This is a genomic window from Mameliella sp. AT18, from assembly GCF_028807275.1.
GTDB lineage: Bacteria > Pseudomonadota > Alphaproteobacteria > Rhodobacterales > Rhodobacteraceae > Antarctobacter > Antarctobacter albus.
Genome location: NZ_JARAMO010000303.1, coordinates 14,811 through 35,313, shown reverse-complemented (window position 1 = coordinate 35,313; position 20,503 = coordinate 14,811). Strand labels below are relative to the sequence as shown.

At 65.9% G+C, this 20,503-nt stretch carries 29 protein-coding genes; 18 read left to right on the top strand and 11 right to left on the bottom strand.

Features of this window, described 5'->3' with window-relative positions:
• The 11 genes from PVW46_RS24865 to PVW46_RS24815 all read right to left on the bottom strand — a co-directional run.
• On the bottom strand, positions 1-510 hold a 510-nt coding region (locus PVW46_RS24865), incomplete at its 3' end, for a class I SAM-dependent methyltransferase (RefSeq protein ID WP_274578116.1).
• Complete coding sequence (locus PVW46_RS24860; protein ID WP_274578115.1) at positions 507-2,798, bottom strand: DNA cytosine methyltransferase; 2,292 nt, start codon at positions 2,796-2,798, stop codon at positions 507-509. The genes PVW46_RS24865 and PVW46_RS24860, both read right to left, overlap by 4 nt.
• The gene (locus tag PVW46_RS24855) at positions 2,791-2,985 is read right to left on the bottom strand and encodes a hypothetical protein (RefSeq protein WP_222512573.1); all 195 of its coding nucleotides are present in this window, start codon (positions 2,983-2,985) and stop codon (positions 2,791-2,793) included. Before PVW46_RS24855 ends, PVW46_RS24860 begins: the two co-directional genes overlap by 8 nt.
• Complete coding sequence (locus PVW46_RS24850) at positions 2,982-3,221, bottom strand: hypothetical protein (RefSeq protein WP_222512574.1); 240 nt, start codon at positions 3,219-3,221, stop codon at positions 2,982-2,984. The genes PVW46_RS24855 and PVW46_RS24850 overlap by 4 nt, the downstream gene beginning before the upstream one ends.
• A complete protein-coding gene (locus tag PVW46_RS24845; RefSeq protein ID WP_222512575.1) occupies positions 3,218-3,415 on the bottom strand; it encodes a hypothetical protein in 198 nt (65 codons plus the stop codon). Before PVW46_RS24845 ends, PVW46_RS24850 begins: the two co-directional genes overlap by 4 nt.
• A complete protein-coding gene (locus tag PVW46_RS24840; protein ID WP_222512576.1) occupies positions 3,412-3,720 on the bottom strand; it encodes a hypothetical protein in 309 nt (102 codons plus the stop codon). The genes PVW46_RS24845 and PVW46_RS24840 overlap by 4 nt, the downstream gene beginning before the upstream one ends.
• Positions 3,721-3,891: 171 nt before the next feature.
• Complete coding sequence (locus PVW46_RS24835) at positions 3,892-4,212, bottom strand: hypothetical protein (protein WP_222512577.1); 321 nt, start codon at positions 4,210-4,212, stop codon at positions 3,892-3,894.
• A 12-nt stretch (positions 4,213-4,224) separates the two neighbouring features.
• Complete coding sequence (locus PVW46_RS24830) at positions 4,225-4,527, bottom strand: hypothetical protein (protein ID WP_222512578.1); 303 nt, start codon at positions 4,525-4,527, stop codon at positions 4,225-4,227.
• 19 nt (positions 4,528-4,546) lie between these two features.
• On the bottom strand, positions 4,547-4,768 hold the full coding sequence (locus tag PVW46_RS24825) for a hypothetical protein (RefSeq protein WP_222512579.1): 222 nt from the start codon (positions 4,766-4,768) through the stop codon (positions 4,547-4,549).
• Between the two features lie 195 nt (positions 4,769-4,963).
• Entirely contained in the window at positions 4,964-5,293 is a 330-nt protein-coding gene (locus tag PVW46_RS24820; protein WP_222512580.1) for a hypothetical protein, read from the bottom strand.
• 132 nt (positions 5,294-5,425) lie between these two features.
• On the bottom strand, positions 5,426-5,872 hold the full coding sequence (locus PVW46_RS24815) for a hypothetical protein (RefSeq protein ID WP_274578114.1): 447 nt from the start codon (positions 5,870-5,872) through the stop codon (positions 5,426-5,428).
• Between the two features lie 111 nt (positions 5,873-5,983).
• Between PVW46_RS24815 and PVW46_RS24810 the strand changes: the two genes are divergently transcribed.
• The 18 genes from PVW46_RS24810 (at position 5,984) to PVW46_RS24730 (ending at position 20,499) form a co-directional block, all read left to right on the top strand.
• Positions 5,984-6,199: a helix-turn-helix domain-containing protein gene (locus PVW46_RS24810; protein WP_222512582.1), complete on the top strand. Its 216-nt coding sequence runs from the start codon at positions 5,984-5,986 to the stop codon at positions 6,197-6,199.
• Positions 6,196-6,366 (top strand): hypothetical protein, encoded by a 171-nt coding sequence (locus PVW46_RS24805; RefSeq protein ID WP_222512583.1) that lies wholly within the window; start codon positions 6,196-6,198, stop codon positions 6,364-6,366. The genes PVW46_RS24810 and PVW46_RS24805 overlap by 4 nt, the downstream gene beginning before the upstream one ends.
• Before the next feature lie 90 nt (positions 6,367-6,456).
• A complete protein-coding gene (locus PVW46_RS24800) occupies positions 6,457-6,939 on the top strand; it encodes a hypothetical protein (protein WP_274578112.1) in 483 nt (160 codons plus the stop codon).
• A 208-nt stretch (positions 6,940-7,147) separates the two neighbouring features.
• Positions 7,148-7,813 (top strand): hypothetical protein, encoded by a 666-nt coding sequence (locus PVW46_RS24795; protein WP_222512585.1) that lies wholly within the window; start codon positions 7,148-7,150, stop codon positions 7,811-7,813.
• The gene (locus PVW46_RS24790; RefSeq protein WP_133065829.1) at positions 7,810-8,133 is read left to right on the top strand and encodes a hypothetical protein; all 324 of its coding nucleotides are present in this window, start codon (positions 7,810-7,812) and stop codon (positions 8,131-8,133) included. The genes PVW46_RS24795 and PVW46_RS24790 overlap by 4 nt, the downstream gene beginning before the upstream one ends.
• Positions 8,130-8,456, top strand: coding sequence for a hypothetical protein (locus PVW46_RS24785; RefSeq protein ID WP_222512586.1), 327 nt, complete (start codon positions 8,130-8,132; stop codon positions 8,454-8,456). The genes PVW46_RS24790 and PVW46_RS24785 overlap by 4 nt, the downstream gene beginning before the upstream one ends.
• Positions 8,453-9,658 (top strand): DUF7146 domain-containing protein, encoded by a 1,206-nt coding sequence (locus tag PVW46_RS24780; protein WP_274578109.1) that lies wholly within the window; start codon positions 8,453-8,455, stop codon positions 9,656-9,658. Before PVW46_RS24785 ends, PVW46_RS24780 begins: the two co-directional genes overlap by 4 nt.
• Before the next feature lie 18 nt (positions 9,659-9,676).
• On the top strand, positions 9,677-11,542 hold the full coding sequence (locus PVW46_RS24775) for a DNA primase family protein (protein ID WP_274578107.1): 1,866 nt from the start codon (positions 9,677-9,679) through the stop codon (positions 11,540-11,542).
• Positions 11,539-11,829: a hypothetical protein gene (locus tag PVW46_RS24770; protein WP_222512589.1), complete on the top strand. Its 291-nt coding sequence runs from the start codon at positions 11,539-11,541 to the stop codon at positions 11,827-11,829. Before PVW46_RS24775 ends, PVW46_RS24770 begins: the two co-directional genes overlap by 4 nt.
• 462 nt (positions 11,830-12,291) lie before the next feature.
• Positions 12,292-13,200 carry a hypothetical protein gene (locus tag PVW46_RS24765; RefSeq protein WP_222512590.1) on the top strand — a complete coding sequence of 303 codons (909 nt, stop codon included), beginning with the start codon at positions 12,292-12,294 and terminating at the stop codon, positions 13,198-13,200.
• A 293-nt stretch (positions 13,201-13,493) separates the two neighbouring features.
• The gene (locus PVW46_RS28835) at positions 13,494-13,721 is read left to right on the top strand and encodes an HNH endonuclease signature motif containing protein (protein WP_390624869.1); all 228 of its coding nucleotides are present in this window, start codon (positions 13,494-13,496) and stop codon (positions 13,719-13,721) included.
• A gap of 57 nt (positions 13,722-13,778) precedes the next feature.
• Positions 13,779-14,279: a hypothetical protein gene (locus PVW46_RS24760; RefSeq protein ID WP_274578105.1), complete on the top strand. Its 501-nt coding sequence runs from the start codon at positions 13,779-13,781 to the stop codon at positions 14,277-14,279.
• Entirely contained in the window at positions 14,263-14,763 is a 501-nt protein-coding gene (locus PVW46_RS24755) for a hypothetical protein (protein ID WP_274578104.1), read from the top strand. The genes PVW46_RS24760 and PVW46_RS24755 overlap by 17 nt, the downstream gene beginning before the upstream one ends.
• Positions 14,760-16,457 carry a terminase TerL endonuclease subunit gene (locus PVW46_RS24750; RefSeq protein WP_274578103.1) on the top strand — a complete coding sequence of 566 codons (1,698 nt, stop codon included), beginning with the start codon at positions 14,760-14,762 and terminating at the stop codon, positions 16,455-16,457. The genes PVW46_RS24755 and PVW46_RS24750 overlap by 4 nt, the downstream gene beginning before the upstream one ends.
• 11 nt (positions 16,458-16,468) lie before the next feature.
• Positions 16,469-17,722: a phage portal protein gene (locus PVW46_RS24745; protein WP_274578101.1), complete on the top strand. Its 1,254-nt coding sequence runs from the start codon at positions 16,469-16,471 to the stop codon at positions 17,720-17,722.
• Positions 17,712-18,662, top strand: a complete 951-nt coding sequence (locus PVW46_RS24740) for a S49 family peptidase (protein WP_274578100.1) — start codon at positions 17,712-17,714, stop codon at positions 18,660-18,662. The genes PVW46_RS24745 and PVW46_RS24740 overlap by 11 nt, the downstream gene beginning before the upstream one ends.
• Entirely contained in the window at positions 18,662-19,972 is a 1,311-nt protein-coding gene (locus PVW46_RS24735) for a phage major capsid protein (protein WP_274578099.1), read from the top strand. Before PVW46_RS24740 ends, PVW46_RS24735 begins: the two co-directional genes overlap by 1 nt.
• A gap of 68 nt (positions 19,973-20,040) precedes the next feature.
• Positions 20,041-20,499, top strand: coding sequence for a hypothetical protein (locus PVW46_RS24730; protein WP_274578098.1), 459 nt, complete (start codon positions 20,041-20,043; stop codon positions 20,497-20,499).
• Positions 20,500-20,503 lie beyond the last annotated feature (4 nt).

Below are 20,503 nucleotides of genomic sequence, written 5' to 3'. Positions count from 1 at the left end.
CAGGGTGTCGGTCATCTGGCGGGGGTCGCTTTTCATGAACACGATCCAATGAGACTTGGCGGTTTTTCCGCAGCGGTTTCCGAAGAGGGGGGATTCCGGGGCCAAGGGCAGGATCTCTGACACCCGGATTTCGTGCTCGTTCCACTTGAAAATCAGCACGCCGTTGGGCCGCAGGACTCGAAAGCACTCTCGGAATCCTGCGCTAAGATCATCGCGCCAATGGACTCCAAGTTTTCCGTACTTCTTGGCGAGCCACCCAGTCTTTCCGTTCCCGACCAGATGAGGCGGGTCAAACACGACCAGGTGGAACGTCTCATCTGGGAACGGCAAAGATCGAAAGTCCATGATTTGGTCCGGCTCGATCACCAACCGGCGCGATCCGCCGCTGCTGGACTTGTCTTTTAGCTCGTGAACCTCTTGCCGAATGTCTCCGAAGACGGCGCGGTCGTCTTCACGGTCAAACCAGAACATGCGGCTTCCGCAACAGGGATCGAGGACGGGCTTGGTCATGCTGCCACCTCCTGTTCCGCTAGGTGCGCGCAGTTGGCCCGGGCCAGCGCGGCGGCGAGGTCGGGGCAGACGGAGTTTCCGCAGCAGCTCACCTGCACCGATTTCGTGAATGGTTCGAAGGTCCAGTCGCCGTCCGTCTCGCGCCAGATGCCCTCGATCACGTAGTCGGGCGGGAAGCCCTGGGCGTTGAACAGCTCGCGCGGGGTCAGCATCCGCATGCCTATGTCGGCCACGACATACTCGGCGCCGTCGATGGTCAGGGTGACGAACTCGCCGCCGTCCCAGGCGTCATGCGCGCGCAGGAACTCGGCCACCTGGCGGGCGCGGTCGTGGTGTTCCGGGCCGAACTCTGGCGCCTGCAGCTCGGCCTCGACGTGGCCCATGCGGTCGCGGACGGTGATCGTGTGGCAGGGTTCATCCGTGCGGGCGCCGTCGCCGGTGCCGTAGTATTTCGCGAACCAAGGCGCGACCAGGTTCTGGTGCGATCCGCTCGCCGTCAGGGTCGAGATTGGCGCGTCGGCCGGGCGCCCCGGGTTCACGCCGTCCCGCGCGCTGTTGTGCTGGGTCAGGAAGGCGGCAACGGGCGCGTGCTTGGCGCCGCCCGCAACGATCGTCCCGAGGGGCGCCTGCAGATCCAGCGCGCGGGGCGCTTGGCCGCTGCGTTCGCCGTAGCCTGTCTGCACCATCGTCGCGGCGATCAGGCTGTTCTGGTCCTTGTTGTTGGCGCAGATCGTGTGCAGCGGCGCGCGGGCGTCCCGCGTGTGGCCGCCGTGCTGGGCGTAGCTGATGACCGGGGCAATGAGGGCGGAATGTCCGCCGCCGGCCAGCACGGTCGGATGCGGCGCCTGCGCGGCACTGTCCCGGCGGGACGTGCCCTTGAGGCTGAGCAGGTGCGGCGCGGTCAGGGCATGGGCGATTCCGCCCGAGGTCACGGTGCCCTTGGGTTCGGTCAGCGGGTATTCTCGGCGGCCGCCACTGTACCCGTGCGCCACGCTGATGAGGGAGGGCGCGACAAGACAAGTGTCGGCCTTGGCGGTGATCGTGGCCATAGGCTCGTTGCCGCCGCGAGGGCGGGACTGGCCCGCGCGCCCGCCACAGCCGACCAACGTCGGGGCCAGCAGTCCAAGGGGCGCCGCGCCGCCCGGGCGCTTGATGAAGCTGTTTGCCGTCACGGTGGCCAGCGGATCGTCCAGCCGCTGGCCCGTGGCGCCGGAGTTGAACCGGGTGATGCTGGGCGCGACGCGGATGTGATGACCGCCGGTGGTAATCGTCGATGCGGGTTGATCCGCTGAATATCCAGCGTGGCCGGTCGTGTTCACGATGAACGGTTCTTCGGCCTGCAGGACATAGCGCTGCATCCCGCGCGCGATGCGTTTCAGGGTGTTCGCCGCCAGCGGACGCTTGGCCGTGATGCCCAGCTTGGCCTTGATCTGGTCGCTGGTGTCGAAGATCGAGGGGCAGGGCACGGACCAGTCGATACACTCGGCGGCGGTGCGCCACGGTTTGCGCTTGCCCTGTTTCACGGGCTTCGACGCCGGGTCGCCGTGGGTCGGTTCCGGCCAGATGATCGGCAGGCCGTCGCGGCGGGCGATGATGAACAGCCGCTTGCGGATGGTGGGTGCGCCGTAGTCGCAGGCGCGCAGGATCTTCCACTGGACCTTGTAGCCCAGGCGGCGCAGGGCGCGCACCCAACGCTCGAACTCCTGCCCGCGCGACAGGGGGCAGGGTTCCATGACCGGCGCGCCCTTGTCGTCATAGACCGGCGTGCCCCTGACCTCTGGCGGGGCGGCCTTCCATTCGTCCAGCGACCGGGGCGGGTTGGTGGATTTCCTGCCGCCGGTGTGGCGGTGGCGGACAGGGCCCCAGTCCTGGAACTCTTCGACGTTCTCCAGCATGATCACGTGCGGCGCGACCCGCTCGGCCCAATGGACCACGACCCATGCCAGGTCCCGGATGTTCTTGTTGACCGGCGTGCCGCCCTTGGCCTTGCTGAAATGCTTGCAGTCGGGCGAGAACCAGGCCAGCCCGACGCGCCGCCCCTTGGGCACAACGTCGCGCGGATCGACGGCGTAGATGCTGTTGATCAGGTGCCGGGTGTCCGGGTGGTTGGCCTCGTGCAGGGCGAGCGCGGCGGGGTTGTGGTTGATCGCCACGTCCGGACTGCGCCCCAGCGCCATTTCGATGCCGGTCGAGGCCCCGCCGCCGCCGGCAAAGCTGTCGATGATCATGGGCGGCAGGGCGTCCTGCGACATCGGCTGGGGGTCGGGAAACTCGAAGGTGTCACGCATGGGGCGCGCTTTCGAGTTTCATCCGCAGTTCCCGCGCGTCGCGGCACTCGCCCGGGTCGGTGCTATGGGTTTCGATCATGCGGCAGGCTTCGATCACGACGGTGCCGTCTTGGGCGGCTATATCGGCGAGAGCGGCCCGGGCGTACCAGAGCGGGTCCGCATCTTCGCGGGTCAGGGTGACGTTCATGACCTTTCCTCCAGAAAGCGGATCAGAGCGCCGTGCAGTTGGTTGGCGTCGTCGGCGACGATCGGGTTGGCCTCCATCAGCAGGCGCATGGCGTCGGCCAACATGGTCAGCGCTTCACCGGATCCGACGTTTGAAACCGGCTTGATCTCGCCCTCTCGCGCTGCCTCGATCATGTCGGTCGTGGCGGCCGATGCTGCACTGGCCGCCGCCAGAAGTTTTCGAGCGGCATCGTTCATGCGGTCCCCCATTTGACGAAGGCGATGACCACGATCACGGCCCAGAGCCACAGGGCACCCCAGCCGCCGACCAGCCGCCAGCCATTGGGCAGGTGGCGCCAGTGGGCGGCGAGGATGAAGGTCGCGGCGAGGGCGGCGGGGATGAAGACCGTCAAAAGCCCGGACAGCAGCGCGTCGATGGCCGGGTGCATCAAGCCGCGCCCCCCGGGCCGTAGATATGGGCTGCGATTTCGCGCGAGCCTGCGCGGGCGTCCAGCGTGGCGATCGCGGCGCGGGTTGCGGGCAGGGCGCGGATGCGGGCGGCGTCGATTTCGTTGACGGGATCGGGCTGGCCCAGCAGTCGCGCGAGACGGTGCAGGGGGATGGCCGCGCTGCTGCCATCCTCCAGCCGCTGGCGTTCTTTCAGGCGCAGCCAGGCGTCGATGGCAGCGACGGGGTGGACCTGGCCCGAAGGCGGCACGATCAGATCGGCGGTGAAATCGCGGGGAATGCGGGTCATGAGCCGTTTTCCTGTTCAGTGGGATTGGAGGGGGCGAGGGCTGCTGTATCGCTGTCCTCGCCGCGCTGATCTGCGGGAACCGGGCACTCGGCGAGGTCGCAGATCGGGCGGACGAAAGCGGAGTAGAAACGGCTGCACCGCGGGCAATTGGGCATTTGAAATCTCCTGTCGTCAGGCGGCGTTGGGGGTGGTGTTGTCTGAGCTGGCCTCCAGCATGCGGCGGGCGGCGCGGATCCAGTTGGCGGGCAGTTCGCCGGGCGTCTCAGCCACCGCCGGAACGCCGAAAAGCTGAACCTCGAACAGGACAGGCGTGTAATCGCGGGCGTCCTCGGGGACACACCAGAGGCCATTGTTGACGCAGAGGTTGCGAAGTTGCAGCAGCCGTGCCTCCGGGCTGACCTGGGCTAGCAGCTCGACCGCCGCCGCGATGCGGGTGCGGTCGAGCGCTGGCGCTGGCGGAAGGCCCGGCGTGGGTCCGTGAGTGGTGGGCATAGTGGGCCTCCGTCAGGATTTGAGGGTGAAGTAGAGAGGGGCGGTCAGGGGAGAGCGCAGCTCGGCGTCGCGTTCGGCGTCCCAGCGCGCACCGGCAGAGTCGTGTCGCCAACGGCCATTCGTCACGGGCCACCAGAGGTCGAGAAGTCTCAGGACCCGCACCCGGCGCTCGGCGATGAACATGCGCCGCGTCTCGATCGTATTCCCGTTGGCATGAGAGACCCGTGCTTCGCGGATGCGATAGGTCGCCGCTTTGGCGGGAGGGTTGCCGATCTCCGGTGTCGGGGGTTTCGGGGCGGAGCGTGTCCTGATCATGGTGCTGCCTTTCACTGGATCAGTGGTGAAACTGGTCAGCGACGGCGCAGCGCAGGCGGGGGCACCATTGCACTGTGAAGCCGTTTCGGATCCGGGGAAGGCCCATCGCCCCGCTGTCGAAATCCGCACGCGGGCGCATGTCGCGCAGGTCGAAGACCGCGGCGGGGTCGGGGTGTTCGATCCGAACGGGCAGGCCGCAATAGGGCTGGGCCGGGATCATGGGATCGGTCGGGATGAGCATGGGTGCCTCCATCGGTTGATGGGCAGAATGAGCATCAGTGCTCATTCATGTCAAGCATGAATGCGCATCGCGCTTCCCGCGGTTGATTCGATGGCGGATCGGGTTGGAGGTTTGGGGGCCTGGGTCGGGGCCGAAATGGGCAAAGAAAAAGCCCCGCACGGAGGCGGGGCTTTTTCGTGATTTTGGGGTTGAGACTCAGCGGCAGCTCTTGCGGGCCTGCTCGCGCTCAATCGACTGAAGGTGGCCCTTGGTCACGGCGATGGCGGTTTCCTTGTCGCCGCCGGACATGCTGGACAGGGGCAGGCCCAGGAGGAAGACGCCGACCGCGTCGCCGGTGGCGGCCTTCTTCTGATCTGCACTGAGGTTGGCGAGGTTTTGGTCGTGCTGCAGCTTGGCTTCTGCCAATTGCCTGCAGGAGTAGCCGCGATATTCGTTGGATCCGATGTTGGCGGCGGCGATGTTCTCGGGCTTCTGTGCGCAGGCGGCAACAAGGGCGAGGGCGAGAAGCGGGAGGATGGGTTTCATGAAACGGTCCTTAACAAAGTGCTAACGACCCTTTGTATCACGCCGTTGTGAACCGGGCGCAAACGATCCGGCGCAAATTGCGGCAAATTCACGCCCTCGTGGCCGAGCGCTCCGGCTAATGCCAGCGGTGGGTTATCCCACCATTTGTTCCGCTAGATCGAGGCGCCGACGCAATTCTGCAAGGCCATCTTTGTTCACCGTGGCAGAGATTTGCACCATGTCGCCGACAACGGCGATCTTGATTTCATTTGTGGACTGCGCGTCGGGGGGTGGCTTGGACGTGTCCTTGGGGTCATCCAGGTCGCGAAGAGCGCGAGCGGCAAGCGAGTCGGTTGCCGCTCGATACATCTCTGGCGGCTCCTGCATTTCCCTTGGCATGAACTCGGCGGGGTCGATCCCGCTGGCGGCATGGATTTTCGCGACGGTCCCGGGGTGAAGGGCAAAAGACCAGTCTTGTTCGCGCATGGGTCGGTTGATCGTGGAGGCCGCCACGCCCGCTTCGCGCGCGAGTTGCGACATTGACCAATCCCGCCGTTCGAGGACGTGGCTCAAGTATTCAATGGTCCAGTGCTTCTTCATGGCGCAAAGGATGGCAGAATGCGCATGCTTGCGCACTGCGCATCAATGCTCTTGCAATTGCATGAGCATATGTGCTTATCCTGCTCATGAACTGATGAAGCGGAGGTGCGCATGGGCGTTCCCGAAGAGTGTTCGCGGATCGAAAGCCGCCTTGCAGAAGCTGGGCGCACTGTTGCCGAGATGTGCAACGAAGCGGGCCTCGCCCGGTCAACCTGGCAGCGATGGAAGAGCGGCGCGGTGGTGCCGAAGCTCAATTCCTGGGGCGATGTGGGCGAAGCGGTGGACAAGCTCTGTGCTCCGGCCGCTCCGAAAGAGGACGCCGCATGACTCTCATTAACCTCATCATTTCCGCTCTTGTCGGAGCGCTGTTCGGGTTCGGCGCGGGGCTTTCGGCCACGCGGATGATTGTGCAAGACGAAGATGACCTGATTGACCGTGCCGCTGCCGAAGCAGAGCGGCGCATCCGCCGGTCGGCCCAAGAGCGACCTCTGTAGAATGGCGCGGTCAGGGCCTTATATCGTTCGAGAGCGGGCCGCGGCTTCTTTGCCTCAGGCCGGTCAAAGTCATGTTTCTGCGGGGGTGTCATGACTCGTCCCTCCGAGTTCCCGCATGCGCCAATGGTTGTCGTCTACGCCAATAGCGCGGCGCCTTCTGCCGAGCGGGGCAATAGCGCCCACCTGAAAGCGGATCATCTGCGCCACGCGGTGCCCCTGGCTGAACGGCGGGGCAATGTGTCGGGGGTGTCTGTTTCATACCCTCAGCATGGGCAGGAAATCGGGGCGCCGTCATCCGGAGAGTTTTCCGGAGAATATTCCGGGTCGCGCGAGTCGATCCTGCGCCAGTTCCGCGATCAGACACCGGCGCGCTGGATGTCCTTTCTGCATGCACATTTCTCCGGCGCGCAGGAGGTTTCGGCCTTCTTCGATGTCGACGAAAAGACCGGGCGCAACTGGTGGAACGGGGTCGGGCGCCCGACCGTGGACAAGGCGCTCTATGCGCAGATGTCCTTTCCGGGCGGGTTCCAGGATCACATGCTGCCCGAGGCCGGGCGGTGGGCTGCGGAATGATGTGGCTGGCCGGATACCCGAACGCGCCGGGCTGCGGAAAGTTTTCCGGAAAGTTTTCCGGAGAATTTTCCCGGATTATGAGTTTTGCTCATATCGCCCTGAAAACGTCGAATCCCTTGGGCGCGCGGGGTCATGTCGCGCCACCTGCCTCCCTGTCAGACTTCGGGGGGCGCCTGTCCCGCGCCCCCCGCTTTTTCCGGGGGGCGGCATGAGCCAGAACAGATCATCCGCCGTCATGCAGCGGAGATCCGAACCGCACAACAGCCTCGACGATTTCCCGACGCCGCCCTGGGCTACACGGGCGCTCTGCGAGTGGATCGAGCCGCGCCCGGGTGACTGTATCGTTCGGGAGCCTGCGGCGAACCGGGGCCACATGGTGCGACCGCTGATGGAGTATTTCCACGCGGTCGAGGCGAGTGACGTGCATGACTACGGCGTCCATCTGCCGGTGCGCGACTACCTGTTCGGACCGCTGGATTGCACGGACTGGACGATCACCAATCCGCCGTTCCGACTGGCGCAGCAGTTTATCGAGCGGGCGCTGGAAACCAGCGACTGCGGCGTGGCGATGCTGGTGCGGACATCCTTCCTGGAAGGGGTGACCCGGCACCGAGAGTTGTTCACCCTGTCACCACCCACGGACATCCTGCAGTTCACCGAGCGGGTGGTCATGCAAAAGGGCGTTTTGCGTGATCCTGCTGTAGAATACTGGGACCCGCAGGCCAAAGACGGCGCGGGGAACTGGAAGAAACCCAGCACCGCCACCAGCTATTGCTGGCTGGTCTGGGATCTGCACTGCCGGTGCGAATATCCCAGATTTCACTGGGTCGCGCCCTGTCGTCGCCGGTTGGAGCGCCCGGGGGATTATCCATGAGCGGGAACCCCATAATCGCCTTCGGGCTGGCCGTAAGCGCGGCCGCCCTGGCGGCGAAATCCGGACGCTTGACCCTGCGCGACAGGCTCAACTTTGCCGCCACCGTCCTTCGGCAGGTTCCCGAGGATCCCGAGGCCTGCGCCGCCGTGGCGGATTTCCTCGTCACGGTCGAGGATCACCCGATGGCGGCGGGCGCGGCCCTGCAGGCCTTCCTTGAAGGCTGGCTGGACCGGATCAGCCCGCGCGAGGCGGAGGGCGTGATGCAGGGCGAGGATGCCGGGCCGCTCTTCGACTGGCAGGGCCGGAGGGATCTGCAATGATCGCCGCCCGCAAGGCCAGCCCCGAGGCAGAGAACGCGCTGCGTGCGATCTGCACGCATCTGTCCATGTCCGCGGCGCAGGACGAGAACCTGGCGCTCTGGCTGCAGGAGCTGCAGGCCATCGCCGAGGATTGCGAGCATTGCGCCAAGCCGATGGGCGCCATGCTGGCGAGTGCCGAGGCGCTGTGCCGTGCCAAGGGGCTGGACGCGCGGGCGGCTGCGCTGGCGCGGCTGCGTGCCGAGGTTCACCGCTACTACCTGGGCGCCGCCGGCCACTGGGTAGAGGCCTGGCGTGAGACACAGGCCGGCGGGGTGCTCGAATGACCTCCACGACCACGGATCGCCAGCAGGCCGAAACCGAACGGCGCATGGCCGTCGAAGCCGCGATCGAGGATTGCCGGGCGCGCCCGATCCGCGAGGTCGCGGCGGAGTTGCAGCTTGGCCTTGAGGAAAAGTCGGGCTGGCTGTCCGGTCCCTGTCCGGTCTGCGGCGGTCATGACCGGTTCAACATCAACACGCGGGACGGCGGGTTCTTCTGCCGCAAGGGCTGCGAGGCGCGGGGATCCGGGCCGATCGACCTGGTCATGGTGACCCTGCGGCTGGAGTTCATGGACGCGGTGCTGGAAATGCACGGCGATCTGCCCGAGAAGGTCACGCAGGAAGAGCTTGACCGCCGGCGCGCGCAACGTGCCAAGGCAGAGGAAAAGCGCGCGGCGGAGGCCGAGCGGCACCGCGAAAAGGCGATCGAGGGCGCGCGCGGGATCTGGACCCGGGCCAGGGGGCAGGGGATGCAGCCGGTGCGGGACTACCTGGCCCTGCGGGGCCTCACGCCGGAGCGGTTGCCGGAACTGCCCGGGTGCCTGCGCTACCTGCCCGACCAGGCCTATGTGCTGAAACGGGTCGTCGATGGGCGCCGCGAGCTGGTGACCATGCATCGCGGCCCGGCCATGATCGCCGCGATCCAGGGGCCGGACGGGCGCCTGACCTGTGTGCACCAGACATGGTTCGACTTGTCCCGGCCGAAGGGCAGGCCGGAGATCCTCTGGCAGGGCGAACGGCAGCGCAACAAGCTGACCCGGGGATCGCAGCGCCGCGCCGCGATCCGCCTGATCACACCGGATCGCTTTGACACGCTGGTCATGGGGGAGGGCATCGAAACGACGCTGACCGCCGCCGTCGCTTGGCGCGAGGCGCTGGGGCCGGAGGTGGCCTATTGGGCCGGGATCAGCCTGGGCCACATGGCGGGCAAGATGCGCAAGATCCCGGGCAAGCGGTATTCCGGCCTGCCGGACATGGCCTGCGAGGACGGGTTCTATCCGCCGCCCTGGGTGCGTCGCCTGATCTTCGTCATGGACGGGGATTCCGACCCAGGCCCGACCCGCGCCAAGCTGGAATGCGGAATCCGCCGGGCCATGCGCCTGAACCCCGGCCTGCGGGGGCAGATCGTCCCGGCGGGCGAGGGTGTCGACCTGAACGATTTGATTGCACCGTCTTCCCCTGCGGAGACGGCCACCGACCCAAGATAAGCCCGGAAAGAGGCAGTCATGACAGGCATCGAGGACGTGCGCGCCACTCTGGACGCAGCCGAGGACGTGACCCCGCCCGAGGATTGGGCGGCAACGGAGGAGATGGGCGGTCCCGGTGATATGCCCCCGCCGGGGCCGCCCCATGACATGGGTGGCCCGGATGATCCGCCGCCGCCCGAGGCCGAAGGGGCGCTCTTGCCCCTCAATGACACCGGGAACGGGTTGCGCTTCGCGCTCTACTGCGGGGGTGAGGCGCTCTACGTGCCCCGCGTCGGCTGGCACATCTGGGACGAGAAGCGCTGGAAGCTGGACCCGGACGGGATCGCCGTGCGGCGCCATGCCCAGACCATCCACGACCGGATCACGAAAGAGATCCCGCACCTGCAGTTGAAAGAGGCCGAACAGCGCAAGCTGGACCGGCTGGGCGACGTGCGCGCCGAGCTGCGCGACCTTGAGCACCCGAACGACCGGATGAGCGAAGAGGACCGGCTGGAACGGCGCGGCAAGCTGCTGGAAGAAAAGGATGCGCTGAACGGCGCGCTCTGGGGCAAGGGCAGCAGCCGCCAGCGGCACCTGACCTTTGCCAAGTCGGCGGGCAATTCCAACGCGATCAAGAACATGCTGACCGAGGCGGTCACCAGCCTGCACCGCGACGTCGAGGACCTGGACGCCGACCCGCTGACCGTGAACACCGCAAGCGGCCTGTTGCACTTTACCGTGGTCGACATGCGCGAAGAGGGCGGCGGCAAACAGGCAGAGCTGGCCGTGCTGCCCCATGCGCGCGAGGTCACGATCCCCGGCCGGAACCGGGCGCAATACATCACCAAGATGATGCCGGCGGAATACAATCCGGCGGCCACCTGTCCCCGGTTCGACAAGTTCCTGGCGCGCGTGCAGCCCGATCCGGAAATGCGGGCCTTCCTGCAGCGCTGGTTCGGCCTGTCGATGACGGCCTTGCCGGTGCAGAAGTTCCTCTATTGCTACGGCATGGGCGCCAACGGCAAATCGCTGCTGACCAACCTGATGCGCCGGATGATGGGCGACTATGCCACGATGGTCCGGATCGAGAGCCTGACGGGCAAGAACCGCAAGTCCGGATCGGACGCGACGCCCGACCTGATGCGCCTGATCGGCGCGCGCGCGGCCATCACCAACGAGCCCGAAGAGGGTGAGCGCCTGCAGGAACAGAAGGTCAAGGAAATGACCGGCGGTGATGAAATGCTGGTGCGCAACCTGCATTCCGACTTTGTCGCCTTCACGCCCTATTTCAAACTGACTTTCACCGGCAACCACAAGCTGGAGATCCGCGGCACCGATGACGGGATCTGGCGCCGGCCGCTGCTGTGCCCCTTCGATGTGCAGATCCCGGAGGGCGAGCGGGACGAGAAGCTGGGCGATGCGCTGTTCTCGGAAGAGCGATCGGGGATCCTGAACTGGATGATCGCAGGTCTGCTGGATTACCTCGAAGGCGGTCTGCAGGAACCGGCGCAGGTGGTCCAGGCGACCGAGGATTACCGCAAGGACAGCGACCCGCTGGGCGACTTCCTGGCGACGGGGTGCGAGATCGACGGCGGCGGTGATTTCCTGCCCGCGCGCGAGCTGGTCGAGGCCTGCTATCTCTACCTGCTGGAGAACACCAGCCACGCCTGGCAGCCCGGGAACCTGCAGCGCAAGCTGAAAGAGCGGTCGGGCAAGTACATGCACCCGGCGACGGGCAAGACCTATACCCGGCACAAGAAGAACGGGACCTGGGGCTATTCCGGGATCCGCCTGACCAAGGACATGCGGGCCCGGCTGGACGATGCCCCGCGCGATGCCAAGGGCCTGCCCCTGATCCGCAAGGGCAGCGGCGGTTCCGGCGCGGGCGAGGATTGGGGCACATGAGCTTGCCCAAGGATTACTGGCTGCTGGCGCCGACGACGGCCGCGCGCAAGGCCGAGCTGGAGGACATGATCCTGCAGGCCCAGGCGTGTGGCAACATCCCGACATCCGGATTGTCGACCAACGTCGAACGCCGCGCCTGGCTGCAGCAAGCGCGATCGGCGGAGTGGGATCGCCGACAAATGTCCCGAAGGGCCGCGCCGGTGCGCCGGTCCCCCTGCGAGATCCCGGCGCGCGAGGTCAACGCCTGGCTGCGCACTCTGCCGCCTGACACGGGTCAAACGCCATGACCGCGCGGGGTGTGAGCCGCCAGAGCGCCGCCCGCACCCCGCACCCCTGCATCCTCCAATCCGAAAATTCGGGGCAGAAGTCCCGAATTCTGCCCCGAACGGGGCATGTCTTGGCGCGCGGGCGATCATGGGAAATCCCGCCGGATCAAGGCGTTGATGCCTTCTTGGGGCAGGTGGGGCGCTTGGGGCAGCTTTTTGCGGGTTACACACACGCGCGAGACTGCGGGGGTCCGGGGGTGGTGTTGCTCGTGTGTAAGGTGAAATTTTGCGCCCCATCTGCCCCGCGTGCCCCGCCGCCTCGATTTGGCCGGTGTTTTCAGCGCCTTGCCGGTTCCGCTTCCTGCGGGAAGTTCTGCCCCGTCTTGGTGCGTTCTGCCCCGGCTGCCCCATACCTGCCTCCCTGAAATCAACATCTTGCTTCAAAGCCAAAAGAAGAGACGAAATATGGAATTGAGGACCGACATGAGCACGAAACCCAAGCTGTCCGACCGGTTGCCGGAGGTTATCTACGTCTCGCCCTTCGGCGTGGCGCGGCTGGATTGGCCCTGGAACGGTGGCGGGCGCGCGCGCCTTGCCGAAGCGGATGCCCGCACCCGGGCACGGGCCGATGCGGCGGGTTTGCCCGGACGGGTCAGCCCGCATATCGCCGCCGCCCCGGCGCGCGGCCCCTGCATTGCCGAGGTCCCGCGCGAGACGGTGATGACCGCCAGCGGACCGCGGGACCGCCGCGCATCTCCGGTCGGGTTCGATCGGCTGCGGGTTGGCGATGCCTTCGACGTGATGGAAGAGCAGGCCCGGCGTGGCTGGCCGCGCGTGGTCGAGGCCGCGCGCAAGGCGCATCCCGACGTGGTGGCCAAGGCCCGCGCGCGGCACGAGGCGCTGGACGCGGCGCGGGTTTCGCGCGGAGAAAAGCCTGTCCGGTTCCGCCCGCCCAAGTTCGTTGAACCCGTGTTCGAGCCGCCCTTCACGCCTGGGCAGGTGGCAGCGGCCCGGGACTATGCGGCCCTGACCGAGCGGGTCGCATCTTCCGGCGTCAAATGTTCTTCGGTCGAGACGGTCGGGGGCGGTGGCGGTGGCCTGTCCGAAGCGGTGGCGCGGGACATGATGCGATTGGCGGCGCTGCATCGGCGGATCGGTGACGGGCTGGCCAAGGATGCGGTGCGCCCGTCGAAAGGCGGGATGCGATCGGCGATCCGGGTTCGGGCGCTGGTGGATCAGGTCTGTCTTGGTGGTGCGACGATCTCCCAGGTGCTGGAGGCGCACGGCTGGGGGCGGAACCAGCGGGTGAAGTGCCTTTTGCAGGAGGCTTTGCGCGCCGCATTGGACAGGATGCGGGGGTATGATCTGGTTCGACCGCAAAATGTGGCTTGACACAAAGGCGCGCCGAATCTTACCACTATGTCATCATCACGAAATGCGCCCGGGGCCGAGAGGTCACCGGGCGCTTTGCGTTGGAGGTGGCCGTGGGCAAGCTGCAGGGACGTGGGTTGCCGTCGCGCTTGCAGCGTCCTCGGTCGCGGTTGGGTGGCACGTCTGCGGGACCGGTTGCGACGGGTCCGGTGCGAAACCCTGCTGTGCCTCATCCCTTCGCCGGGCGTCGCGGGTCGGCGAAACGGGATCGGTTCGCGAAAGACCTGGTCGTGGCACAGCGCGGGTTGTGCCGGATGTGCCGGATCGGTTTGGACCCGACTTTGCGGGGACGTTCATCCAGTCGGTCGGCGGTTGTCGATCATCTGCGCCCGTGGCGACTTCGGCCTGACCTGGTCGATGACCCCGCGAACCTGCAACTGATCTGTCGCGGCTGTCATGCCAAGTGCGATGCGATCGAGAAAAGGCTTTGGCCGGACGCGGATGCGATCGCGGCGGAGAAGCTGTCAGGGGAGGGGGGGTAAAATCCCTCCAGCGGCCAATAATCGGAAACCGGCAGCCCCTACATTCGGAGATTTTTTTTGACTGAGGACGAAAATCTGACGGTTGTCGATCTCTTCGGCAACACGCGGTATCTGACGCCTCGGAAGAAGGGCCGCCCGCCTTTCGAGCGCACAGAAGAAAATGCGCACAAAGTCAGTATGTTGCTGGCAATGGGCTGGAACAACGAGCGGATTGCCGGGTGTATCCTAGACCCCCGGACGGGAAAGCCAATTTCGGTTCCGACCTTGAAGCGGCATTTTAGATCCGAGTTGCAAGTGCGCGAGGTCGCGCGGGACCAGATGAACGCCCGGCGGATGGAGAGGCTTTGGCAGGCAGCCGAGCAGGGCAATGTCGGCGCGGATCGGTTGCTGGACAAGCTGATCGAGAAGAACGACCGCGCCCTGGCGGATGCGGCGCTGGGGGACAGGCCGCGCCAGGCCAAACCCGAGAAGAAGGGCAAGAAGGAACTCTCGGCTGAGAACGCGAAGAGCGCCGAGGATCGACTGAGGGCGGAGGCTCAACGTGCCCGGACACATTGAGCCGACGTTTGGCCACCCAAGATCAGTAGACGAAATCAAGGATGTATTGGCGCCCGGATGGCGTCAAAATTGTCTCGCAACGACCAGGAAAAAAACGATCTCCAGAAAGAGATGTTTCAACTTGCTGTCCGTGGTGACCGGGACACCTCAGAATTCAATTAAAATCGCATATCGCGACGCGCGGGAAGCAGGAGCCATAGAGACCTCATTTCAACGCGGTGTGCATTCTGCTGGCCTGAGCCAGAACCAAGTGCTGTGCATCCTGTTGTTCACTATGATCAAATCAATCGGCGTTGCGATGCGTCACAGAGTCGAAACAGTGGGTTTCGATCTTGGTCTGGCAAGAGGTCGAGTTTTTATCGTCCGTGTACCGGGACCGTTGTCACGATCCGTGAAACTACGTGTGCCCAACCATCCTCTTGATTGCGAAAGTATTGTTGCTTTGGCTTGGGAGCAAATTCTAGCCGATCTGGTCGAGGAATGAACGTCGACGCGCCTCCCCGCTTCGCCTGTCCGGACTGGTGGGAGAAGATCCAGGCTGGTGAGACGCCGATGGCGGAGGTGCCGGTCAACGAGGACAAGGCCGCTGACGTGTTGTGGTTCTTCAACCGGCTGAAACTGCCGGACGGCGAAGCGGCGGGCACACCGTTGAGCGAAGCCTGTGGGGAGTGGTTTCGCGACATTCTTGCGGCCTTCCTGGCCAGCGAGGATCCGGAGACGAAGGAGCGCCTGGTCTGGGAATGCCTGACGATGGTGCCGAAGAAGAACTCGAAGACGACTTACACCGCCGCGCTTGCTCTGACCGCTCTCTACTGCACCTCGGCGCGCAACGGTCAGATGCTGGTCATCGGCCCATCGCAGAATATCTCGAACCGCTGTTTCGAGCAGGCGGAAAAGATGGTCCGGATGGACCCGTTGCTGTCAGAGGCTTTCGCCGTCCAGAACTGGAATCGGACGATCACCCGGCGTGAGACCGGCACCAAGGTTACAGTGAAGACCTTTGATACTTCGATCGTCACCGGGGAAATCCCGATGCTGACGATCATCGACGAGCTGCACGAGCTGGGAAAAAAGAACGGCGCCTTGCAGGTCATGCAGCAGATCCGGGGCGGGGGGATTACCCAGACCGGCGGCCAGGTGATGATGATCACCACGCAGTCTGACAAGGAACCGGCCGGGATTTGGAAGGCGGAGCTGTTGAAGGCGCGGGCGATCCGCGACGGTCAGGCGGGGCCGCGTCCGATAATGCTGCCGGTGCTCTACGAGTTTCCGCAGGAGCTGCAGAAGACCGACGCGTTCTGGCGGGACCAGAAAAACTGGCCGATGCTGCTGCCGAACCTGGGACGGTCGATCAGCAGGCAGCGCCTGCTGGATGACTATGCCAACAACGGGTCGGTTTCGCCGGAGGCGGAGCAGATCTGGATGAGCCAGCACCTGAACATCGAGATCGGGCTGGGGTTGCACTCGGAACGCTGGGTCGGGGCCGATTACTGGGAAGGCGCCGCACAGTCCGGGCTGACGCTCGACAAGATCCTTGCCTCGTCCGAAGTGGTGGTCATCGGCGTCGACGGTGGCGGTCTCGATGACCTCCTGGGCGTGGCGGTGCTGGGCCGCCACGCCGACAGCAAGTGCTGGCAACACTGGGGCAAGGCCTGGGCGGATCGCGGTGTTCTCGAACTGCGCAAGGAGATCGCGCCCGAGCTGCAGGACCTGGAGAAACAGAAGCAGTTGACACTCGTCGACAACCTCGAAGACGAGGCGATCCCCGAGATCGTGGATGTCTGCAAGCGGGTCCGGGACGCGGGCCTGTTTCCCGATGAGGACGGGATCGGCATGGACCCGGAGGGGGTCGGGTCGATCATCGACGCGCTGATCGAAGCCGAGTTCGAGATCGAGGACATCCGGTCGATCAGCCAGGGCTACAAGCTGAACGCCGCGATCAAGGGCGCGCCGGTCAAGCTGAAGAACGGATCGCTGGTGCATTGCGGCCAGCAGTTGATGCGTTGGTGCGTGGGCAACGCCAAGGTCGAGACGCGCGGAAACGCTGTCATCGTGACCAAGGCCAAGTCGGGATCGGCCAAGATCGACCCGCTGATGGCGCTCTTTGACGCCGTCATGCTGATGAACTGGAACCCAGTCGCGGCCGGTTCCAAGGACTTCGAATACACGGGGATGTGAGTTTGGGACTGATGGACCTTTTCCGCGGGCGCCCTGCGCCGGCGGCCTCGATGCGCGCCGAACCGCCAGTCAGCGCCTCGCAGAACGTGCAGAGCGGAACCCAGTGGCAGAACGGGTTCGTCACCGGTGGCGCGCCCTCGCGGGCGGGCGTGGCCGTGTCGGAACGGACGGCCCTGTCGATCCCGGCCACGCTGCAGGCGCTGCGGATCCTGACCGGTGTCTTTGCGATGACGCCGCTGCACTACTATCGCCGGGGTGAGGGCGGGCGAGAAGCAGCGGACCAGCGCGCCGAGGCGCAACTGTTCCGCACGGCCCCCAACAGCCACCAGACGCCGTTTTCCTTCATGGAACTGCTGATGGCGGACCTGATGTTGTCGGGCGGTTTCTTCGCCTATGTCAGCCGGGGTCCGGCCGGGCGCGAACGGGCGCTGACCCGGTTGACGCCGGGCACGGTGAGTATCGCCGAGCATTTCGACCGGATGGATGGCAAGACGCTGTTCTACGATGCGACCCTGCCGGATGGCACGCGCGAGCGATTTCCGGCGCGGGACATCCTGCACATCCCCGGGTTCAGCCGCGACGGGGTGAACGGTCTGAACCCGGTGCGCTATGCGCGCGATGCCCTGGGCGCCTCGATCGCGACCAGCGAGCACGCGGCCCGGTTCTGGTCGAAGGGTGGCAAGCCCTCGACGGTGCTGACGACCGAGCAAAAGGTCGGGCCGGAAGACAAGGTGCGGATCCGGACGGATTGGGAACGGCTGCACGCCGGACATGACGGAAGCCGCGTCGCGGTCCTGGACCAGGACCTGAAAGCGCAGTTCCTGAGCCATGACATGAAGGCCAGCCAGTTCCTGGAAACCCGCCAGTTCCAGGTGGTCGACCTGGCGCGGATCTGGGGTGTGCCGCCGCACCTGATCTTCGACCTGTCGCGGTCGACCTTTTCGAACATCGAACAGCAGAGCCTTGAGTTCGTGATCTATCACCTCGGCCCGCATTACACGCGGATTGCACAGGCGATCACCAAGGCTTTTGCCCGTCCCGGGTTCTACTACGAACACCTGACCGACGCGCTGGTCCGGGGCGATCTCAAGAGCCGGATGGAGGCCTACTGGCAACAGCGCCAGATGGGGATGCTGAACGGCAACGAACTGCGGGCCAAGGAAAACCTGGGCGACATCGCGGGACCGGCGGGCACGGATTACTGGCGCCCGTCGAACATGGAAATCGCAGGCGCCGCGGCGCAAGGAGGCGACAGTGACGAATGACCTGAATGCGCTGGTCGCGGCAATCCGCGCCCAGCCCTGGGCGATCATGCCCGAATACCTTGAGGCGATCGAGGCGATCGCTGTCCGCGCCTTCGACGAGGATGTGCTGGCCCGCGTCGCCGGGGACGGGCACGAGGCCCACCTGGAACAGGCCCGCATGGCGGTAGCAGCGATGGGGCGGCCAATGGAAGGTGCGTCGATCTCGATGCTGCGCGGCAACGTGGCCGTGGTGCCGATGATCGGGACGATCTTCCCGCGCGCCTCGATGGTCGGGGCCTCGACCGGGGGAACGGACCTGGCGACGATCATGCGCGACATGCGCGTGGCCTGGGCCAACGAGGATGTCGAGCGGATCGTCATGCTGGTGGACAGCCCCGGGGGTGTCGTCTCTGGCCTTGGCGAGGCGGCGGAAACCCTGCGCGCCTCGCCCAAGCCGATCACCGCCTTTGTCACCGGCTTTGCGGCCTCGGCGGCCTACTGGCTGGCAAGCCAGGCGGGCGCGATCGTCATGGACCGGTCTGCGGCCGTGGGCTCGATCGGCGTGATCGCCTCCACGACCCGGCAGGAGGCGCCGGACGGGAATGGCCGTCGCGGCTACGAGATCGTCAGCAGCGGGGCGCCGTTGAAGCGCCCGGACCCCAGCACCGAGGAAGGCCGTGCCGCGATCCAGACACAGGTCGATGCGATCGAAAGCGTCTTTGTCGATGACGTCGCCGCGGGGCGCGGGGTCAGCGCGGCGCGGGTTCGCGCGGACTTCGGGCGGGGCGCGATGGTCGATGCGGCCGGGGCGATCTCTGCGGGTATGGCGGACCGGATCGGCACGCTGGAGGCGGAACTTGGGCAGGACACCGGGCGCACCCGGGCCACACGACCGGGGCGGCGTGCGAGGGCCGCTGCCGATATTGAAACGCGGCGGCGCGCCGCAGAAAGGAGCCAGTGATGGATCGTATCCTTGAACTGAGAAACCGCCGTGCGGAGCTTCTCGAACAGATGGAGGCGCTTCTTGCCTCCGAACCGGCCGAAGGCGGGGACGACTGGAGCGATGAGCAGCAGGCGAAGCTGGACGCCCTGAAGGACGAGGATGACAAGTTGGCGGCGGAACTGTCCCGGCTGGAAGACCTGGAACGCCGCCGCGCGGCCAGCGCGCAGCCGGCGCAGCCGCTGCCCGGTGGCAATGGCGCCGGGCAGGGGGCCACGACCCCCGCGCAGGCGCGCGAACCCGGGCTTGCCTTTGCCCGCATGGCGCGGACCGTCGCGGCGGCGGGCGGCATTCCCTATGTCGCCCAGCAGATCGCCGAGGCCAACGGTGACAGCGGTCTCTTTGCCAACCAGTCGATGGGCTCCGGGGCCGAGGGTGGTTTCCTTGTGCCCGAGGACGTGTCCTCGGAAGTCATCGAACTGCTGCGCCCGCGCAGCGTCGTCAGCGCCATGAACCCGCGCACGGTGCCGCTGCCCAACGGCAACATGACCATGAACCGCCGCGCGACCGGGGCGACCTTCGACTACGGGGGCGAACAGACCGACGCGCCGGCCACCGGCGTCACCTTCGGCCAGGTGCGGCTGTCGGCCAAGAAGCTGCGCGGCATCATCCCGATGTCGAACGACCTGCTGCGGACCGCGTCCACGGCGGTTGACCGGCTGATCCGCGACGACGCGGTCGAGGACGCCGCGCAGATCCAGGACCGGTATTTCCTGCGCGGTGCGGGCACGGAATACGCGCCGAAGGGCCTCCGCTTCCAGGTGGTGGGCACGAACTATGCGACCACGCATATCCTGACCATGACCGCCTCGCCCGACCTGCAGAAGGTGACCAATGACCTGGGCCGCCTGGAACTGGCCCTGGGCAATGCCAATGTCAGCCACCGCGGCGCGCACTGGGTCATGTCGCCGCGCACGGAACAGTACCTGACCAACCTGCGTGACGGGAATGGCAACAAGGCTTTCCCGGAGATGAGCGAGGGCATGCTGCGCAAGAAGCCAGTCCACGTCACGACCGAGATCCCGGACAACCTGGGCGGCGGCACGGAATCGGAAATCGGGCTTGTGCATCCGTCGCATGTCATCATCGGTGAGCACATGGGCATCGAGATCGCCATGTCGACCGAGGCGGCCTACAAGGATGCCAATGGCACCATGCAGGCGGCTTTCTCGCGCGACGAGACGCTGCTGCGGATGATCATGCAGCATGACATCGGCTTGCGTCACCTGCCCGCCGTGGCCTGGCTGACGGGCGTCACCTGGGGCGCCTGATCCGGCCCTGATCCCCTGACCGAAACGAGCGGGCCAAGCGGCCCGTTTTTCATTTCTGGAGAAACGACATGAGCATGCAACTTCGCCAAATCGGCGCCCTGATTTCGGTGGTTCGCACCGTCGCCAACATCGCCGCGACCGCCGGCGGGTCCGGCGATGACACCGAGGTCGAGGGCACGATCTTCGACCGGGCCGCGATGGGTCATCCCTCGACCGCCGTGCTGGCCGTGCCCTACACCGCCACGCTGGCGGAGGGGGAGACCCTGACCATCGACTACACGGTCCAGGAGGGCGACGAATCCGATCTCGCCGACGCGGCCACGTTGAAGACCGGTAGCGTCGTGGTCGCCACCGGCGGCTCCGGTGGCAGCACCGAGACGGGGTGCCTGGAGGTCGACCTGAAGACCATCGCGGGCGGGCGCTACAACCGGGTTGACCTGACCCCGGGTCTCAGCGCCGCCAACACCGACACCGCCGCGCTTTCGGCGGTCCTGGTTTATGCGGGCATGGACCGCTTGCCGCAATGAAGGT

Excerpts from the sequence above, each read along its gene's own strand:
- PVW46_RS24770 (WP_222512589.1), top strand. The coding sequence starts at position 11,539 with ATGAGCTTGCCCAAGGATTACTGGCTGCTGGCGCCGACGACGGCCGCG.
- PVW46_RS24775 (WP_274578107.1), top strand. The coding sequence starts at position 9,677 with ATGACAGGCATCGAGGACGTGCGCGCCACTCTGGACGCAGCCGAGGAC.
- PVW46_RS24860 (WP_274578115.1), bottom strand. The coding sequence starts at position 2,798 with ATGCGTGACACCTTCGAGTTTCCCGACCCCCAGCCGATGTCGCAGGAC.
- PVW46_RS24810 (WP_222512582.1), top strand. The coding sequence starts at position 5,984 with ATGGGCGTTCCCGAAGAGTGTTCGCGGATCGAAAGCCGCCTTGCAGAA.
- PVW46_RS24790 (WP_133065829.1), top strand. The coding sequence starts at position 7,810 with ATGAGCGGGAACCCCATAATCGCCTTCGGGCTGGCCGTAAGCGCGGCC.
- PVW46_RS24835 (WP_222512577.1), bottom strand. The coding sequence starts at position 4,212 with ATGCCCACCACTCACGGACCCACGCCGGGCCTTCCGCCAGCGCCAGCG.
- PVW46_RS24730 (WP_274578098.1), top strand. The coding sequence starts at position 20,041 with ATGAGCATGCAACTTCGCCAAATCGGCGCCCTGATTTCGGTGGTTCGC.
- PVW46_RS24805 (WP_222512583.1), top strand. The coding sequence starts at position 6,196 with ATGACTCTCATTAACCTCATCATTTCCGCTCTTGTCGGAGCGCTGTTC.
- PVW46_RS24830 (WP_222512578.1), bottom strand. The coding sequence starts at position 4,527 with ATGATCAGGACACGCTCCGCCCCGAAACCCCCGACACCGGAGATCGGC.
- PVW46_RS24750 (WP_274578103.1), top strand. The coding sequence starts at position 14,760 with ATGAACGTCGACGCGCCTCCCCGCTTCGCCTGTCCGGACTGGTGGGAG.
- PVW46_RS28835 (WP_390624869.1), top strand. The coding sequence starts at position 13,494 with ATGTGCCGGATCGGTTTGGACCCGACTTTGCGGGGACGTTCATCCAGT.
- PVW46_RS24745 (WP_274578101.1), top strand. The coding sequence starts at position 16,469 with ATGGACCTTTTCCGCGGGCGCCCTGCGCCGGCGGCCTCGATGCGCGCC.
- PVW46_RS24735 (WP_274578099.1), top strand. The coding sequence starts at position 18,662 with ATGGATCGTATCCTTGAACTGAGAAACCGCCGTGCGGAGCTTCTCGAA.
- PVW46_RS24765 (WP_222512590.1), top strand. The coding sequence starts at position 12,292 with ATGAGCACGAAACCCAAGCTGTCCGACCGGTTGCCGGAGGTTATCTAC.
- PVW46_RS24780 (WP_274578109.1), top strand. The coding sequence starts at position 8,453 with ATGACCTCCACGACCACGGATCGCCAGCAGGCCGAAACCGAACGGCGC.
- PVW46_RS24850 (WP_222512574.1), bottom strand. The coding sequence starts at position 3,221 with ATGAACGATGCCGCTCGAAAACTTCTGGCGGCGGCCAGTGCAGCATCG.
- PVW46_RS24840 (WP_222512576.1), bottom strand. The coding sequence starts at position 3,720 with ATGACCCGCATTCCCCGCGATTTCACCGCCGATCTGATCGTGCCGCCT.
- PVW46_RS24815 (WP_274578114.1), bottom strand. The coding sequence starts at position 5,872 with ATGAAGAAGCACTGGACCATTGAATACTTGAGCCACGTCCTCGAACGG.
- PVW46_RS24820 (WP_222512580.1), bottom strand. The coding sequence starts at position 5,293 with ATGAAACCCATCCTCCCGCTTCTCGCCCTCGCCCTTGTTGCCGCCTGC.
- PVW46_RS24795 (WP_222512585.1), top strand. The coding sequence starts at position 7,148 with ATGAGCCAGAACAGATCATCCGCCGTCATGCAGCGGAGATCCGAACCG.
- PVW46_RS24785 (WP_222512586.1), top strand. The coding sequence starts at position 8,130 with ATGATCGCCGCCCGCAAGGCCAGCCCCGAGGCAGAGAACGCGCTGCGT.
- PVW46_RS24855 (WP_222512573.1), bottom strand. The coding sequence starts at position 2,985 with ATGAACGTCACCCTGACCCGCGAAGATGCGGACCCGCTCTGGTACGCC.
- PVW46_RS24800 (WP_274578112.1), top strand. The coding sequence starts at position 6,457 with ATGACTCGTCCCTCCGAGTTCCCGCATGCGCCAATGGTTGTCGTCTAC.
- PVW46_RS24825 (WP_222512579.1), bottom strand. The coding sequence starts at position 4,768 with ATGCTCATCCCGACCGATCCCATGATCCCGGCCCAGCCCTATTGCGGC.